This window comes from Motiliproteus coralliicola (genome assembly GCF_003345655.1).
Lineage (GTDB): Bacteria > Pseudomonadota > Gammaproteobacteria > Pseudomonadales > Balneatricaceae > Motiliproteus > Motiliproteus coralliicola.
Genome location: NZ_QQOH01000002.1, coordinates 191,508 through 207,525 on the forward strand (window position 1 = coordinate 191,508; position 16,018 = coordinate 207,525).

Sequence of the window (16,018 nt, forward strand, 5' to 3'; positions counted from 1 at the left end):
GACTCTAGTCCGCAATGCTGGAATTTCCGAGCTGGCAAAGCCACCGGTTACCCCGCCCAAAGCGCTTTTGACCCTCCCGCTGACGCCGGGCGCTAGATATTGAGCCGGTCTCCGGCAAACAGTCCGGCGTTGTCATAAGATTGTTATATAAGCCGAGTATCATGAAGGGCTGCGTTTATTGCGCTTCAGGAACCTGTGAATAAGTCCTTGCTAGCTTCTGACTTTCAGCTTGCGCCTAGAGCTTGCGCGCTTCAGGCGCTTGTTCGCAGGTTCCTTAATTCTCATGAAGAGGTAGCACCGTGGAGCAAAGGGAAGATCGGATCGAAACTGTGGTGGCCGAGCAAGCCGTGATTGAAGAGGCGCCGTTGGCTGAGCCACTGCCGGAGATTGAGCTGGAGCTGGTGCCCTCGGTGGAACCGGCCGTGGCGGAACAGCCGGACCTGAACGACCGCCAGTATTACATCAACCGCCATCTCAGCAATCTGGAGTTCAACCGTCGGGTGTTGGAGCAATCACTGGATGAGAGCCATCCGTTGATGGAACGGCTGATGTTTCTGCTGATCTTCTCCAGCAATCTGGATGAGTTCTTCGAGATTCGGGTGGCGGAGCTGCGGCATCAGGTCAAATTCGATCGCGAGCGTTCCGGTGCCGACAACATGCACCCGCAGGAGGTACTGCGCGAGATTCGCGGGCTCTGCCACGAGCTGGTGGCGCGGCAGTATAAGATCCTCAACGATGTGATCTTTCCGGCGCTGATCGAGAACAACATCTACTTCCTACGCCGCAACGAGTGGGATGAACATCAGCGTGAATGGATTCGTGGCTATTTTGAAGATCATATCCTGCCGGTTATCAGCCCGTTGGGGCTGGACCCGTCGCACCCGTTCCCGCGACTGGTTAACAAGAGTCTGAACTTTATCGTCCAGCTCGAAGGCAAAGATGCCTTTGGTCGTGACAGTGGCTTGGCGATTATCCCGGCGCCGCGCTCGCTGCCGCGGGTGATCCGGCTACCGGCCGAAGTCTGCCCCGGTGATGGAGATCACTTTATCTTCCTGTCATCGATCATCCATGAATTCGCCGATCAGCTGTTTCCCGGGATGGAGATGCTCGGGTGTTACCAGTTCCGCCTGACCCGCAATGCCGACCTCAGCTTCGACCAGAATGAGGTTGAGGATCTGGCCTTGACCCTACGCGGCGAGTTGCATAGTCGTCGTTATGGCGATGCGGTGCGGTTGGAGGTGGCGCAGAAATGCCCCGAGCCGTTGGTGCGGTTCCTGCTGCAGCAGTTCAAGCTGAGCGAAGATGAGCTCTATCTGGTCGACGGGCCGGTAAACCTGACTCGGATGATGAGCATGATGGGGCAGGTCGATCGTCCCGAGCTGAAGTTTGCCCCCTACAGCCCGGGGTTGCCGCGTCGGCTTCGCGGTGGCGTCAATCTGTTCGATACCCTGCAGAACGGCGACGTGTTGCTGCATCACCCGTTCGAGAGCTTTACCCCGGTGCTGGACCTGTTGCGCCAGGCCGCGGCTGATCCCCATGTGCTGTCGATTCGGCAGACCCTGTACCGCACCGGGGCCGATTCTGAGATCGTCACTGCGCTGGTGGAAGCGGCTCGGAAAGGGAAAGAGGTGACGGCGGTAATCGAGCTGCGGGCGCGATTTGACGAGGCCAACAACCTGGCGCTGGCAAGCCGCCTGCAGGAAGCCGGCGCGCTGGTAGTGTACGGGGTGGTGGGTTACAAGACCCACGCCAAGATGGCATTGATCGTGCGCCGTGAAGAGGGCCGCTTCCGCCATTACGCCCACCTGGGGACCGGCAACTACCACTCCGGTAACGCCCGGATTTATACCGATTACAGTCTGCTGACCTGCGATCCAGAGATTGGTGAGGACGTGCAGAAGATGTTCCAGCAGCTCACCGGGATGGGCAAGATTTTGCGGCTCAAGCGATTACTCAACGCCCCCTTTACGTTGCATAAGACGCTGATCGAAATGATCGGCAATGAAGCACGTAACGCCAAAGCGGGTAAGGACGCACGGGTTATCGTCAAGGCCAACGGCCTGACCGAGCCGCGATTGATCAAGGCGCTCTATAAAGCCTCGCGGGCCGGGGTCAAGATTGACCTGATCGTACGCGGGATGTGTTCGCTGCGGCCGGGTGTGGAGGGGGTCTCCGAAAATATCCGGGTGCGCTCTATCGTTGGGCGCTTCCTGGAGCACAGTCGGGTCTACTGGTTCCACAACGACGGTGAGTCGAAGGTGTACTGCTCCAGTGCCGACTTTATGGAGCGCAATATGCTCAACCGGGTCGAGACCGCCTACCCGCTGCTGACCGGCAAGCTGGCCAGCCGAGTGTTGAAGGATATGGAGCTTTACCTCCACGACAACACCCTGGCCTGGGAGCTCAACAGTGACGGCTCCTACAGCCGGGTAGGGCGAGCCGATGGCGACGAGCCGCTCAATGCCCAGTTGGGACTGCTGAGTAAATTCAGTTAAGGGACCTACGAATAAGTCCTTGCTAGCCTCTGGCTTTCAGCATGGTTCGCAATCCAGGCGCAGTTTTGAAGCAATGTCTAGACCTTGCGAAAAGCTGCAACGCAGAGTGCGGATCATGCTGAAGGCCCCGCAGGGCAAAGCCTGAAGTACACAGTTTCGTCGTTGTAACCTTTGCTAAGGGCGACGGCCATTAGCTGCAGCTTGCGCCTTGAACTTGCTCACTTCAGGCGCTTGCAGAAGCTGCAGGGACTTGTTTGTAGGTTCCTTCAGCCCCAAGGTAGGGGTAGGGCGACGCTACTCTTTCAGCCCCAGTCGCTGCAACAGGCGGTAAAAGTTACTGCGGTGCAGGCCTAGCTGACGCGCGGCGGCGGCCTGGTTGCCGCGGTGGTGGATCAGCACCTGTTCGATCAGGCGACGCTGGAACAGGTCGGTGGCATCTTTCAGATTGGTTGCCTCCTCCAGGCTGACCGCCGGGATAAACTCCTGCGACTCGGCGGATGGGGCGGCTTCGGCCTGTGCCGTACCCAGGTCGCTGGCATCCAGTCCCAGGTGGTTGGGGCGGATAATAATGATGTTTCGATCCCGACCCTGGCTGCTGATTGCCCGGAGTGCGGCCCGGCTGAGCAGGTGATTCAGTTCGCGCACATTACCGGGCCAGGGGTAGTTCAACAGATTCTGTTTGGCCTCTTCCGACAACCGTAATCCCTGCACCCTGAGTCGGCGCTGGTCCGCTTCCAGGGCGTACCCGGCCAGCAGCAGGATATCCTTGCCGCGCTCCCGTAGCGGCGGCACGCTCAGCGGGTAGACACTGAGTCGGTGGTATAGGTCAGCCCGGAAGCGTCCGGCATTGACCTCCTGCTGCAGATCGCGGTTGGTGGCGGCGACGATCCGTACATCGACACGCAGCGGTTTATCACGTCCGACCCGCTGGATCTCACCGCTCTGCAGCGCTCGAAGCAGTTTGGCCTGGATGCTCAGCGACAATTCACCGATCTCATCGAGAAACAGGGTGCCGCCGTCGGCGATCTCAAACTTGCCGGCCCGGTCGGCACTGGCGCCGGAAAAGGCTCCGCGGATATGGCCGAACAGCTCGCTCTCAGCGATGTTTTCCGGCAGCGCGGCGCAGTTGATCTGTACCAGCGGGCCCTGGCTGCGTTGCGATTGAAAGTGGATCCGACGCGCCACAACTTCCTTACCGACACCGGTTTCACCCTCCACCAATACCGACAGGTGCGACTGCGCCACCACCGAGATCTCCTGCTTCAGCTCGGTCATCGGGTCGGAGCTACCGATCATCTCAGACTCGGCGCCGGCGCCTTTCTCATCCAGCAGCGCCTTGGTCACCATCAGCTGATGCTCGGCCTTGGCGGCCAGGGCGTCCATCCTTGCTGCCGCTTTAACGGTGGCCTCGGTCAGGCTGATAACGGTACGCAGCTCGGTATCGTCGATATTGTCGAAGGTGCCGGTGTCCATCGCATCCAGAGTCAACACGCCCCAAGGCTTGTCGTCGATATAGAGCGAGGCCCCCATGCAGTCGTGGACGTGCAGTTCCATATCCTGATCCTCCACCAAACCGTCGTACGGGTCGGGCAGACGGGAGTCGGCTTCGAACCGGACCGGCTGGCGTGAGTGCAGCAAGCGCTGGAGGCGGGGGTGCTCGGCGACTTCAAAACGGCGGCCGAGGGTGTCGGTGGTTAGGCCTTCGAAGGCCAGCGGGCGTAGCTGGGTACCTTCGAGCTTGAGCAGGGCGGCGGCATCGCAGGGAAACAGCCCGACGATGGCGTCCAGAAGCTGGCGGTATCGCTGCTCTGCCGGGATGTCGCGGGACAGATCGGCGACGATGGTAGTGAGGGTTCGGAAGAAGTTTGAAGTCATTTTGATACCTTTGTTATCCAAATGACATCCTACGCGATGTTGTCAAAATAACAACCCTGCTTTTGGGCGCCTTTGATATCAGTCAAGTACAACCTGGCATGATGCTTGTATTGTCGCTCCTGCAAGATGATTTCTTCTGGACCGAGGAGCCTTCAAATGCATTACCTAACCCAAATGCCCTCCCGGGCATTGACCGTCACGGCAGGAGGGGAAAGCCATGGCTGATAACTTTACTAAGGGAATGGCCCGTAACATCTACTACGGTGGCGGTCTGTTCTTCTTTCTTTTCTTCGTAGGTTTAACGTTCGACACTATGCTCGAACTGCCTAAGCGCGATAACCGCGACCAGATCACCGACACTGTTGTTCACGGTAAAAAACTGTGGGAAGACAACAACTGCATCGGGTGTCACAGCCTGATGGGTGAGGGTGCTTACTTTGCACCTGAGCTGGCTAACGTTTATGACCGCTACGGCGCCGGCAACGAGCAGGCATTCAAGCAGTTTATGCAGTCTTGGATGGCGATGCAGCCGCTACCCGCTGAAGGTCGTCGTAAGATGCCTCAGTTTAACCTCAGCACTGAAGAAGTTGACGCGCTGTCTGACTTCTTGATCTGGACCAGCCGTATCAACGATAACGACTGGCCGCCGAACAAGCAGGGCTAAGGGGAGCTAACGATGAAATTTGAATCACAAGCGGTAGCGAAGCCGTACTTTATCTTCGCGCTGGCGCTGTTCGCTGGACAGATCCTGTTCGGCCTGATCATCGGCCTTCAATACATCATTGGGGACTTCCTGTTCCCGTACATCCCGTTCAACGTGGCGCGGATGGTTCACACCAACCTGCTGATCGTATGGTTGCTATTCGGCTTTATGGGTGCCACCTACTACCTGGTACCGGAAGAGGCCGACACCGAGCTGCACAGCCCTTGGCTAGCTAAGGCGCTGTTCTGGATCTTTGCTGCTGCCGGTACTGCAACTGTACTGGGCTACCTGCTGGTTCCGTATGCGACTCTGGCTGAAGTAACCTTTAACGATCTGCTGCCGACCATGGGACGTGAGTTCCTTGAGCAGCCGACCATTACCAAGATTGGTATCGTGATCGTTGCCCTGGGCTTCATCTATAACGTCGGTATGACCATCCTCAAGGGTCGTAAGACCGTTGTTAACATGGTTCTGATCACTGGTCTGATCGGCCTGGCGGTATTCTTCCTGTTCTCCTTCTACAATCCGCACAACCTGGTACTGGACAAGTACTTCTGGTGGTGGGTTGTTCACCTGTGGGTAGAAGGTGTTTGGGAACTGATCATGGGCGCGATCCTGGCGTTCACCCTGATCAAGGTTACCGGTGTTGACCGTGAAGTTATCGAGAAGTGGCTGTACATCATCATCGCCATGGCGCTGATCTCCGGTATCATCGGTACTGGTCACCACTACTACTGGATCGGCCCGGGCGAGTACTGGCTGTGGCTGGGCTCCATCTTCTCCGCGATCGAGCCGGTTCCGTTCTTCATGATGACTGTGTTTGCCTTCCGTATGGTGCGTCAGCGTCGTATCGAGCACGGCAACAAGATCGCCACTACCTGGGCAGTTGGTACTGCGGTAATGGCCTTCCTGGGTGCAGGTGTATGGGGCTTCATCCATACTCTGGCTCCGGTGAACTACTTCACCCACGGTTCTCAGATCACTGCGGCCCACGGTCACCTGGCGTTCTTCGGCGCTTACGCGATGATCGTTATGACCATCATCTCCTACTCCATGCCGATCATGCGTGGCCGTCCTCAGGGTAACCCTGAGTCTGCCCAGAAAGTTGAGCGTATGGCCTTCTGGATGATGGTAATCAGCATGCTGGGTATCACTCTGACTCTGACTGCCGCTGGCGCCTACCAGGTTGCCCTGCAGCGTCTTCCGGATGATGCCAACGCCCTGGCCTTCATGGCGACTCAGGACAAGCTGATGCCGTTCTACTGGACTCGTCTGGTCTTCGGTCTGGTCTTCCTGGCCGGCCTGGTGACCTACCTGTACAGCTTCTTCGTAGGCAGCAAGGAAGAGGTTGCTGCTTCTGAGAAGCCGGAAAGCTGCTGCGGTAGCTGCAGCTAAGAGTTCGTCTCTGGGCATGTAACTCACCGATCTGTCCCTCCGCAAGGAGTTTAGCAACCCCCCGCTAGGACAGATCGGCCACAAGCCCGACTTTATCAGGCAGATGAACGTCCTGTCTGATGCTTAGGGGGCTCTCCAGCCCCCTCTTTTTCCCGCCGGTTCCCGAACTTTTGGTTCCAGAGGCGGTCGGAAAAAGCCCACCCCCTTTCTCCATTTACCGAGGTACTAGGTGAAATATGGAAGAATTCGTAGGTGAAATCTGGCACAAGCTGATTTCGCGCCAGGCCAATACCGACTTCGCTAACGCCACCGTGCAGCTCGATCCGCTGCAATCGCAATTGGCCACCTACTACCGTGCCCTGGGCGGCGCGCCGGGGGTTAGCATCGATGGCGCCGACGAGCGCGTGATCCGCACCCATCGACGTTTTGCCCAGAAACTGGCCGGCAGTCACCTGCGTTTTGCCGTTGCCTGGCAGGATGACCGCAGTCTGCGTCTACCGGTCAAACTGGCCTTCTTTGAAGACCCCGAACTCAACCTGGAGCTCTATTACTGGCTGACGGCGATGGCGGCTCGGTTGCCGCGTATGCGTCACTGGCTCAAGGACAACCAGCGGGCCACGCTGGAGCTGTTCGAGCACCGCCCCAAGCTGCAGCAGGCCTATCAGCGTCTGGCCGAGGCCTGCATTGCGCTGCGCCCGGATCCGAGCACCCTGAAAGATTCGCTGGGTGAGCGGGAGCGCTTGCTGCAACAAGCCATTCTGCAGCCGGGTACCGTCGATGAGCTACCGGGCGCCAAGGGCGCGCCGAACCCGATTCCGTTGTGGATCTATCCACCGCCTTGGCAGGACCTGATGGTCGAAACCGAGGATGATCTGGATGATCAGGGTGAGGGCGGCCCACAGGAGCAACCGACTGTTGAAGGCTCGCGTAAGCAGGCCAAACGTTTCGACGACTCCAAGCAGACCGACGGTCTGATGGTGTTCAAGCTCGAAGCCCTGTTCACCTGGGCCGAGTCGGTCGATCTGGACCGTCCCCAGGAGGAGAACCTCGACGAAGACCTGGAAGGGGCCGCCGAGGACCTGGACATCATCACGCTGTCGAAGAAACGCCGGGCAGGTTCTTCCAATATCAAGTTTGATCTGGACCTGCCGGCACCGCAGAACGATGACCTGCCGCTGGGCGATGGCATGAAGCTGCCGGAGTGGGATTACCGCAAGCAGATCATGCTGGACGATTACTGCCTGCTGCAGCCAATGCTGAACGATGAGGCGTTGCCGGAACCGATTCCAGAGGAATTGCGGGCCCAGGCCAAGATTTTGCGTCACCGTTTCAGCCAATTGCGGCCGAACAAGACCTGGCAGCGCAAGCAGCCTTACGGTGATGAGATCGACATGGATGCCTGGCTGGAGCACCTGACCCAGATCCAGAACACCCGTCAGTCACCGCGGCACCAGAACTTCTACAAGCATCGCAACGACCCCCAGCGTGAGCTGGCCTGTCTGTTGCTGTCCGACCTGTCGTTGTCGACCGAGGCGAATCTCAACGACGACAAGAAAGTGATCGACATGATTCGCGAGACCATGGTGCTGTTTGCTGAGGCGCTGTCCGGCAGTGGTGACCCGTTTGCGATCTACGGCTTCTCGTCGATCAAGAACAAACAGGTCCGTTACCAGATGTTGAAGAACTTCAACGAGCCCTACGGTGATGAAGCCCGTGGGCGAATTCTGGCGGTTAAACCTGGTTTTTATACCCGGATCGGCGCGGCGATTCGTCAGTCGACCGAAATCCTTAAAATGCAAAAGGCGCAGCAGCGGCTAATGCTGATCCTGTCCGATGGCAAGCCCAATGATATCGATCGTTACGAAGGTCGTTACGGTATCGAGGATACCCGCCGCGCGATTCAGGAAGCCAAAATGGCGGGACTGCAACCTTTCTGTGTCACCATCGACGAGCAGGGGAATGATTATTTGCCGTACCTGTTCGGTGACCAAGGCTACGCGGTGATAAATGACGTCAACCGCCTGCCGCAGATGCTGCCCAAACTTTATCTCAACCTGACCGGTCTGGCTGGTTAGGCGACTTTACGAGGTTAATGATGAACTCAAGCGTATTGAATTATCTGCCCCAGGGCCGAGAGGTCGAGATCTTCACCCATGCGGCGAACAACAAGCTGCCGGTGCTGATCAAGGGCCCAACCGGTTGTGGTAAGACCCGCTTTGTCGAGCATATGGCGCAGCAGCTGGATCGCCGGGTTTACACGGTCTCCTGTCACGACGACCTGACCGCGTCCGACCTGGTCGGCCGTCACCTGATCGGCGCCGACGGCACCTACTGGCAGGATGGCCCGCTGACCCGAGCGGTACGTGAAGGGGGCATCTGCTACCTGGATGAAGTGGTCGAAGCGCGTAAGGACACCACCGTGGTACTGCACCCGCTGTCGGATCACCGTCGGATTCTGCCGATCGAACGGACCGGTGAGCTGATCGAGGCGCACCCGGACTTCATGCTGGTGATCTCCTACAACCCCGGCTATCAGAACCTGATGAAGGGGCTCAAGCCCAGTACCCGCCAGCGCTTCGTGGCGTTGAGCTTCGAGTACCCGAGCCCGGAGCAGGAGGTGGTGATCGTCTGCCAGGAGTCCGGTCTGGACAAGCAGACCGTGCAGCAGCTGGTGAAGCTGGGCAACGACCTGCGTCGCTTGAAAGATCATGATCTGGAAGAGGCGGCGTCTACCCGTCTGCTGATCTACACTGCGATGATGATCCGCTCCGGTCTGCCGGCTGCCGAGGCTTGCCGCGTCTGTCTGGCGCAACCGCTCAGTGACGATACCGAAACACTGGCGGCGTTGGAAAAATTGATCTCCGGTCACTTCTAAGGAGCCGGTTGGCATGAGCAATGCGGTAAACGTTGATCCCGGTCCGGTCGACGCGGCTCCGGATCAGACCCAGGAGGCGCCGGCCAACATGGCGGTGTGGGTCCTGATCTGGGCCGAACTTACCGAATTCGCGCTGTTTTTTATCGTCTTCGTTATCGTGCGCAGCCACGAGCAGGAACTGTTTTCTAACGGACCAACACTGCTCAACACCACCGCCGGGGTACTCAATACCATCCTGCTGCTGACCAGCAGCTATTTTGTCGCACGAGCGATGGCGGCGATCCGGGTCAACAAGGTCAAGACCAGCATCCGCTGGATGTACGGCACCATCGGCTGTGGCCTGGGGTACTGTGCGGTCAAGGCCTGGGAGTATCACTGGAACCACGAGCAGGGGCTCGATTCACGTACCGACCTGTTCTATACCATCTACTACTATCTGACCTTCAACCACCTGCTGCACGTATTGGTGGGAATGGTCGCGATCGGCTGGGCCTGTCTGCGGGCTCACTGGGGGCACTTCACCGCCGAGAGTCATGAAGGCTACGAAGGCGCCGCCTGCTACTGGCATATGATCGATCTGGTTTGGATCATCATCTTCCCACTGCTTTACGTGATGCGCTGATCGGGGGATAACGGATGAATCTGGCAAGCAAACCCTATGTAAAACTGCTGACCTGGGTCTGGTGGGCGCTGGTGGCGATGACTTTGATTTCAGCCCTGGTGGCCGAATCGATCGATCCCACCGCCAGCGTGGTATTGGCGATCTCGGTGGTGATTGCGATCAAAGGACGCTTGGTGGTCGACTGGCTGATGGGCATGAAGTCGGCACCGATGGTCTTTAGGCAGTTGATGCTGGCCTATTTCTACGTGGTACCGCTATTGATCGCGCTGGCGCTGATCTTCCCCGATACCGTTCAGCGGTTAACTACCCTGTAGCTTTTGACTCTGTAGCTTCTGCCCCTGTTGGCGTTCGGTCACTGGGGCCGTTCTCCTACCTTCAGCCGCCGTTCAATGGCTTCAACAATTCCGGGTAATTCTGCGACCGAATCGATCACGTAATGGGCACCGCCGTCGTGCAAGCGGCGATACGCCTGCTCACGTCGTAGTTCCTTCTCGTTGTCCGGCAACCTATTCCAATCAGCTAGATCCAGCCCGATCTCATTGCCTGTTAGCGCAACGGCGACGGTCCAGCATCCGGCGTTCAGCCCTTCTTTGATTCCGGGCAGGGTGTCATCGACCTTGATGCAGCGATAGGGGGATTCTGCCGCCAGGTCCGATAGGTTCTTATGTAGCATGTCGGGGTGAGGGCGGCCACGGGGTACGTCGCTGGCGGCGACGATGCTTTGGGGGCGATAGCCTGCCTCGGCTGCGCTAGTAACCAACCCCGTAATCATCTCTCTGCTATAGCCGGTGTTGCCGCCAACCGGGATTTTTCGATGGCTCAGGTAATCGAAGGTTTCTCGAGTACCGGGAATCAACTGGGCGTGGCGTTCGATAGCTTCTATCTGGATCGGAATGAAGGCCTCATACAGGCGATCGATATCGGCTTCGCTGGGAGGGGTTTGGTAGGCTGATAGCCAGGCGTCTCGGATTCTGGGCATCGCCAATAGCTGGGCAATGTGGGCTCTTTTTTCGGTGCCCATCGGTATCCTGGCTTCTGCCTGAGTAATCGGCACCTGGTTGCGCTCAAACAGTTGGCAGAAGCCATCGATGGGGGCCAAGGAGCCGAAGTCGACCACGGTACCCGCCCAGTCAAATACGACCGCTTGAATCAGGCTGGGGTTTGTTACCTCTCGCTTAGGTTTCATGTCGTTCTCCTTGGCTGCCCCTTTCTGTTTTCCCGTTCGTTTTCCTTCCGTTTCCCGTTTCGACGTAAAGATCGCTATGGCTGTGCCGGGTAATGAATCAGGTTATGGAACACCGCCGGTTTGTCGCCCAGGTTGCGGTAGCCGTGGGGTTGGTCGGCGGCAAAACGGATCGCTTCGCCCTGTTGCAGCGGCCGCCATTGCCCCTCCAGTAGCAGCTCCATCGTGCCTTCGATCACCATTACGTGTTCGATGACACCGGGCTCGTGGGGCTCGGACTCGCGCTGGTAACCGGGCAGCAGGGTCAGTTCGAACAGTTCGAAGCCAAACTGTGGATCGAACGGAAACAGCGGCGCCACCAGCATCTGATCCTGGGTCGGTTGCTGGCGGAGCCGATCGGCCGAGCGGATTTTTCCTGTTTGGCCGGCGGCCGGCTCGATCAGGCTCGACATCGAGCGGTGAAAGCCACCGGCCAGCTTCCAAAGCGTGGCCAGGGTCGGGCTCGACTCGCCCCGTTCGATCTGTCCCAGCATCGCCTTGCTGACGCCGGTCTCGCTGGCGGCGCGGTCGAGGCTCCAGCCGCGCTCTTTGCGCAGCTGGCGTAGGTTATGGCCCAAATTCTGTTCCGGTGGTTGTTCGGCGTGACTCATTAGTGCTCGGGGTGCTCCGGTTAAGAGGTTGTCTATTGTTGTGCGTTATAGCGCACGGTGCTAGGCTTGTCTATGTTGTGCGTTATAGCGCACAAGTATTTCGATTACCAACAAAGTTCGGGTACGCGGTTACTTGGGTTAAGGGAGGCAAGCCTATGGCTCGGTTTTTTAGTCTGTCGCATCTGTCGGCCGGCCTGGTGGCGGTGCTGGTCGGTTATACCAGCTCGGTGGTGATCATCTTTCAGGCAGCCGAGGCGGCAGGTGCCAGCCAGGCCCAGATTGGCTCCTGGCTCTGGGCCCTGGGGATCGGCATGGGGGTGACCAGCATCGGGCTGTCATTGTATTACCGCACCCCGGTGCTGACGGCCTGGTCGACCCCGGGTGCGGCCTTGCTGGTGACCGGACTGGGGGATTTTTCGCTGCCCCAGGCGATCGGAGTGTTTCTGTTCAGCTCGCTGCTGATCACCGTCTGCGGGCTGAGCGGCTGGTTTGAGCGTTTGATGCGGCTGGTTCCGCAGTCGCTGGCGGCGGCGATGTTGGCGGGTGTGCTGCTGCCGTTCGGTCTGGCCCTGTTCGATGGGTTACAGCAGCAGACCCTGCTGGTGGGATCGATGCTGCTCAGTTATCTACTGCTGCGACGCTGGTTGCCGCGCTACGGCATTCCGTTGACGCTGCTCGTTGGCGTGCTGGTGGCGATGCAGCAGCAGTTGTTGCAATGGCAGTCGTTGCCCTGGGCACCGGCCACCCCGATCTGGGTGACCCCGGAGTTTGATCTGCAGGCATTGATCGGGGTCGGGATTCCGCTGTTTATCGTGACGATGGCGTCGCAAAATGTGCCGGGTGTCGCAGTGCTGCGGGCCAACGGTTATCCGTTATCGGCCTCGGGACCGGTGGGTTGGACCGGCATGACCGGTTTGGTGCTGGCACCGTTCGGTGGCTTTGCCTTCAATCTGGCGGCGATCACTGCGGCAATCTGCATGGGACGTGAGGCGGGGGAGAACCCGCAGCAGCGTTATATGGCGTCGGTCTGGGCCGGAATCTTTTATCTACTGACTGGGTTGTTCAGTACCGCGGTGGTGGTGCTGTTCGATGCGTTTCCGTCCGAACTGGTGATGGCGATCGCCGGGTTGGCGTTGTTGGGAACCATCGGCAACAGCCTGGCGGGGGCGCTGGCCAAGGAGCCGGGCCGAGAGGCCGCCTTGCTCTGTTTTCTGATTACCGCATCGGGTATCAGCCTGATGGGTATCGGCAGTGCCTTCTGGGGGTTACTGATCGGCTTACTGGCTCACCACCTGGGGCGGTCTGATTAGCTGATCGAGGGATAGCGAGGGTGATGGGTGCCGAGCCGGGTTCCCTGTTGGTGAAGGGATCGAGGCTCGGCGGAGAGACTATCAGGCTGCGTGGGGCAGCATGGACGGCTCGGTTTCGGCGTGATCCTGCTCGTGGCGCTGCCGTTCAGGAAAGAACTCATCCAGGATTGAATCCGGGAGTTCGTTATCCGGGTCAAGTTTTTCGGCGTACCAGGATAGGATCAGCACAGCGCCGACCAACAACAGAAATAGGCTGTAGCCCAATAAAATGATCAAGAAATTAGCCATTGTTACAACATTCCGATTTTGAGGCTCTATAACATCCGTGCGGCTCATCGGAGACCAGACTCAAGCCGAAGGGTGGTCAGCTTTGGGTGAGTCGCAGGGGGAATTTGACGCCTTTTGACCTAGAGTTTCGTTGATCTATGTCAGTTATTTCTGTGGATTTGAAAAAATCAGGTTTAGTCCGGTAGGGATTTTGATCTTCCTCAAAAAATTATTCTGTATCGCTGGTTGTCCTATAGTTTGAATTACTGGCGGTCGTCCTTATCTATAAGCGTTCGTCATACAGGAACAGAGCCTTCGGACTGTTGTCCATATCGGGGTTGTTATCCTGATCGGGACTGGGCTGGTGTTCCAGCTATCCAATTTGTTGTCTTTCTTTGAGGTAATCCATGCACCATGCCGACTGGTCGGTTGAACCGATTCTTGAGTGGCTGATGGGAGATGGGCGTCGACTTCGATGCCCTGGTGAGCTGACCGAACAACTGGGTCAGCAGCTGTTGGCCAACGGTTGCCCCGTCGCCCGTATCCGGCTGAGCCTGCGAACCCTGCATCCGTTGGTCAGCGGCAGCAGTTTTACCTGGTGGCGGGATCAGAATCTGGTTGAGGAGTATCGTCCGCCCCACAGTATCCAGCAGTCGGACGACTATCTTGGCAGCCCGGTGGAGTACGTGCAGAACACGGGTCGGCCGATCCGTTATCGGCTCGACAGCCTGGAAAAGACCAAGCAGGGCCACAGTCTGCTTCGCGGCCTCTACGATGACGGCATCCGCGACTATGTCGCTTATCCGATGTACCAGGTTCACAGCGACAGCTACACCGTCTTTATTCTGGCGACCGACGACCAAGCCGGTTTCAGTGACCAGGCGTTGGTGCAGCTGGAAAAACTCAGCCGGTATCTGGCCCCGGTGATGGAAGTGTTGTCGCTGGACAGTTCCGCCAAGGCGTTACTGAACACCTACCTGGGGGAGCGGTCCGGCCAGCGGGTACTGGATGGCCAGGTACAGCGTGGTGACGGCGAGGTGATCGAATCTGTGCTTTGGTACAGCGATCTGCGTAACTTCACCGCCATCAGCGAGCAGTTGCCCCCGCCGCAGCTGCTGAAACTGCTGAACTGCTATTTCGAAAAGATCAAAACCGCGGTCAACGAGCACGGCGGCGAGATCATGCGCTTTATCGGCGATGCGATGCTGATTATCTTTCCCGCCGACGAGAGCCGCTCTCCGCAACAGGCTTGTTGGGATGCATTGGCGGCCGCCAAAATGGCCCAACGGCTGGTTCGTGAAGCCAACGAAGAGCTTGGCTCCGAGGGGATGCCTGAGATCCGCTACGGCCTGGGGCTCGACCTTGGCCGGGTCATCTACGGTAATGTCGGCGCGGTCGATCGACTCGATTTCACCGTAATGGGCAACGCGGTCAACCGGGCGGCCCGTTTGCAGGAACTGACCAAGACCAACGGCTTTCCGCTGATCACCTCCGAAGCCTTCGCGGCGCAATTTGATGAGCGCGCTCCGTGCCGGTTCGAATCCTGCGGACGGATCGAACTGAAGGGGATCGCCGAGCCGGTGAAGGCGTTCGGGATGAACTATTAAGCCGGAGTAAGTCAGCCGGTATAAGTAGCCGGTTTAAGCAGTCTGGATCAGGCTGGGGCGCCCCAACGCACTGGCCTGACCGCCGTGCTGCTGGAGATAGTCCTGAATTCCCATGTACGACGGCCAGCGGTTATCGCACCAGTCCGGCGCCAGCAGGGTAGGACGACGGGCGGTGGCGGTGACCCGATGCAACACCACCTCCCAGGGGGTGCGGCGGATCATCTCGCCGGCGGTGCGGATATAGTCGTCCATCTCCAGCGCCTGGATCTCACCCTGTTTCCATTGTCGCGCCATCTGGCTGCCGCGCACGATATGCAGCGGATGCAGTTTCAGTCCTTCGCAGCCTTCCTCCAGCACCCGCTCCAGGGTGATCAGGCTTTGTTCCGGCAGTTCCCCCGGTAAACCGATGATCAGGTGGGTGCAGACCTTGAGCCCATACTGATGGGCTCGACGGACCGCGTCCTGGTAGGCGGCAAAACCGTGGCCGCGGTTGATCCGTTCCAGGGTCGAATCGAAGGCGCTCTGCAGCCCCAGTTCCAGCCACACCTCGGCCCCTTGCTGCTGGTATTCGGCCAGTAGTTGCAGCGCCGAGTCCGGGACACAGTCCGGCCGGGTACCGACGCACAGACCGACGATATCGGTGACCTCTAACGCCTCCTCGTACATCTGCTTCAGCACCGCCACTTCGGCGTAGGTGTTGGTGTAGGCCTGGAAGTAGGCCAGGTACTTCTTGGCCCGCATTCCCGGTTTGCTGGTTTCGAGCTGATCGCGGATGCTCAGCTGGGTGTTGGTTTTGGAGCTGAACGAGGCGTTGTTGCAGAAGGTGCAGCCGCCAAGGCCCAGGCTGCCGTCGCGGTTGGGGCAGGTGAAGTCGGCATCGATGGTCAGCTTATGGACCTTGTGGCCGAAACGCTGTTTCAGGTCCCGGCCGAGAGAATTGATCAGATTGTCCGGCTGCATCGCCCGCTCCCTGTCGAACCTATCGCGTGGTTATTTTGTGAGCGGCGATTCTAGCAACGGACGAAGCCGTTTAGGG

General features: G+C 58.5%; 14 protein-coding genes. 9 read left to right on the top strand and 5 right to left on the bottom strand.

The window, feature by feature from the left end:
- The first annotated feature begins 299 nt into the window (after positions 1 to 299).
- A complete protein-coding gene (gene ppk1 / locus DV711_RS07700) occupies positions 300 to 2,495 on the top strand; it encodes a polyphosphate kinase 1 (RefSeq protein ID WP_424398987.1) in 2,196 nt (731 codons plus the stop codon).
- Positions 2,496 to 2,789: 294 nt separating this feature from the next.
- Here the strand turns inward: ppk1 and norR are convergent, their stop codons facing one another.
- Positions 2,790 to 4,370: a nitric oxide reductase transcriptional regulator NorR gene (gene norR, locus DV711_RS07705; protein WP_114695660.1), complete on the bottom strand. Its 1,581-nt coding sequence runs from the start codon at positions 4,368 to 4,370 to the stop codon at positions 2,790 to 2,792.
- Positions 4,371 to 4,587: 217 nt separating this feature from the next.
- On the opposite strand from norR, the gene DV711_RS07710 reads away from it, so the two are divergent.
- From DV711_RS07710 to DV711_RS07735, 6 genes are all read left to right on the top strand, one after another.
- Positions 4,588 to 5,034, top strand: a complete 447-nt coding sequence (locus tag DV711_RS07710; RefSeq protein WP_114695106.1) for a c-type cytochrome — start codon at positions 4,588 to 4,590, stop codon at positions 5,032 to 5,034.
- Between the two features lie 12 nt (positions 5,035 to 5,046).
- Complete coding sequence (locus DV711_RS07715; protein ID WP_114695107.1) at positions 5,047 to 6,468, top strand: cbb3-type cytochrome c oxidase subunit I; 1,422 nt, start codon at positions 5,047 to 5,049, stop codon at positions 6,466 to 6,468.
- A 236-nt stretch (positions 6,469 to 6,704) separates the two neighbouring features.
- A complete protein-coding gene (locus DV711_RS07720) occupies positions 6,705 to 8,543 on the top strand; it encodes a nitric oxide reductase activation protein NorD (protein WP_114695108.1) in 1,839 nt (612 codons plus the stop codon).
- Positions 8,544 to 8,563: 20 nt separating this feature from the next.
- On the top strand, positions 8,564 to 9,343 hold the full coding sequence (locus DV711_RS07725; protein ID WP_114695109.1) for a CbbQ/NirQ/NorQ/GpvN family protein: 780 nt from the start codon (positions 8,564 to 8,566) through the stop codon (positions 9,341 to 9,343).
- 13 nt (positions 9,344 to 9,356) lie between these two features.
- Positions 9,357 to 9,965, top strand: a complete 609-nt coding sequence (locus DV711_RS07730) for a cytochrome c oxidase subunit 3 family protein (RefSeq protein ID WP_207802575.1) — start codon at positions 9,357 to 9,359, stop codon at positions 9,963 to 9,965.
- Positions 9,966 to 9,979: 14 nt separating this feature from the next.
- The gene (locus tag DV711_RS07735; protein WP_114695110.1) at positions 9,980 to 10,279 is read left to right on the top strand and encodes a cytochrome C oxidase subunit IV family protein; all 300 of its coding nucleotides are present in this window, start codon (positions 9,980 to 9,982) and stop codon (positions 10,277 to 10,279) included.
- 38 nt (positions 10,280 to 10,317) lie between these two features.
- Here the strand turns inward: DV711_RS07735 and phnX are convergent, their stop codons facing one another.
- Both phnX and DV711_RS07745 read right to left on the bottom strand, forming a co-directional pair.
- Positions 10,318 to 11,151, bottom strand: a complete 834-nt coding sequence (phnX, locus tag DV711_RS07740; RefSeq protein ID WP_114695111.1) for a phosphonoacetaldehyde hydrolase — start codon at positions 11,149 to 11,151, stop codon at positions 10,318 to 10,320.
- A gap of 74 nt (positions 11,152 to 11,225) precedes the next feature.
- A complete protein-coding gene (locus DV711_RS07745; RefSeq protein ID WP_114695112.1) occupies positions 11,226 to 11,798 on the bottom strand; it encodes a helix-turn-helix domain-containing protein in 573 nt (190 codons plus the stop codon).
- Positions 11,799 to 11,953: 155 nt separating this feature from the next.
- Between DV711_RS07745 and DV711_RS07750 the strand changes: the two genes are divergently transcribed.
- Positions 11,954 to 13,108, top strand: a complete 1,155-nt coding sequence (locus tag DV711_RS07750; RefSeq protein WP_114695113.1) for a benzoate/H(+) symporter BenE family transporter — start codon at positions 11,954 to 11,956, stop codon at positions 13,106 to 13,108.
- 81 nt (positions 13,109 to 13,189) lie between these two features.
- On the opposite strand, the gene DV711_RS07755 is transcribed toward DV711_RS07750, so the two are convergent.
- A complete protein-coding gene (locus DV711_RS07755) occupies positions 13,190 to 13,396 on the bottom strand; it encodes a hypothetical protein (protein WP_114695114.1) in 207 nt (68 codons plus the stop codon).
- 386 nt (positions 13,397 to 13,782) lie between these two features.
- Here DV711_RS07755 and DV711_RS07760 point away from each other — a divergent pair, with 386 nt between their 5' ends.
- Positions 13,783 to 14,982: an adenylate/guanylate cyclase domain-containing protein gene (locus DV711_RS07760; RefSeq protein ID WP_114695115.1), complete on the top strand. Its 1,200-nt coding sequence runs from the start codon at positions 13,783 to 13,785 to the stop codon at positions 14,980 to 14,982.
- A 33-nt stretch (positions 14,983 to 15,015) separates the two neighbouring features.
- Here DV711_RS07760 and mnmL read toward each other — a convergent pair whose 3' ends face one another.
- Positions 15,016 to 15,942: a tRNA modification radical SAM protein MnmL/YtqA gene (mnmL, locus tag DV711_RS07765; protein ID WP_114695116.1), complete on the bottom strand. Its 927-nt coding sequence runs from the start codon at positions 15,940 to 15,942 to the stop codon at positions 15,016 to 15,018.
- Positions 15,943 to 16,018 lie beyond the last annotated feature (76 nt).

Coding starts and splice junctions, on each gene's coding strand:
- norR (WP_114695660.1), bottom strand. CDS start 4,370: ATGACTTCAAACTTCTTCCGAACCCTCACTACCATCGTCGCCGATCTG.
- DV711_RS07710 (WP_114695106.1), top strand. CDS start 4,588: ATGGCTGATAACTTTACTAAGGGAATGGCCCGTAACATCTACTACGGT.
- DV711_RS07715 (WP_114695107.1), top strand. CDS start 5,047: ATGAAATTTGAATCACAAGCGGTAGCGAAGCCGTACTTTATCTTCGCG.
- DV711_RS07720 (WP_114695108.1), top strand. CDS start 6,705: ATGGAAGAATTCGTAGGTGAAATCTGGCACAAGCTGATTTCGCGCCAG.
- DV711_RS07725 (WP_114695109.1), top strand. CDS start 8,564: ATGAACTCAAGCGTATTGAATTATCTGCCCCAGGGCCGAGAGGTCGAG.
- DV711_RS07730 (WP_207802575.1), top strand. CDS start 9,357: ATGAGCAATGCGGTAAACGTTGATCCCGGTCCGGTCGACGCGGCTCCG.
- DV711_RS07735 (WP_114695110.1), top strand. CDS start 9,980: ATGAATCTGGCAAGCAAACCCTATGTAAAACTGCTGACCTGGGTCTGG.
- phnX (WP_114695111.1), bottom strand. CDS start 11,151: ATGAAACCTAAGCGAGAGGTAACAAACCCCAGCCTGATTCAAGCGGTC.
- DV711_RS07745 (WP_114695112.1), bottom strand. CDS start 11,798: ATGAGTCACGCCGAACAACCACCGGAACAGAATTTGGGCCATAACCTA.
- DV711_RS07750 (WP_114695113.1), top strand. CDS start 11,954: ATGGCTCGGTTTTTTAGTCTGTCGCATCTGTCGGCCGGCCTGGTGGCG.
- DV711_RS07755 (WP_114695114.1), bottom strand. CDS start 13,396: ATGGCTAATTTCTTGATCATTTTATTGGGCTACAGCCTATTTCTGTTG.
- DV711_RS07760 (WP_114695115.1), top strand. CDS start 13,783: ATGCACCATGCCGACTGGTCGGTTGAACCGATTCTTGAGTGGCTGATG.
- mnmL (WP_114695116.1), bottom strand. CDS start 15,942: ATGCAGCCGGACAATCTGATCAATTCTCTCGGCCGGGACCTGAAACAG.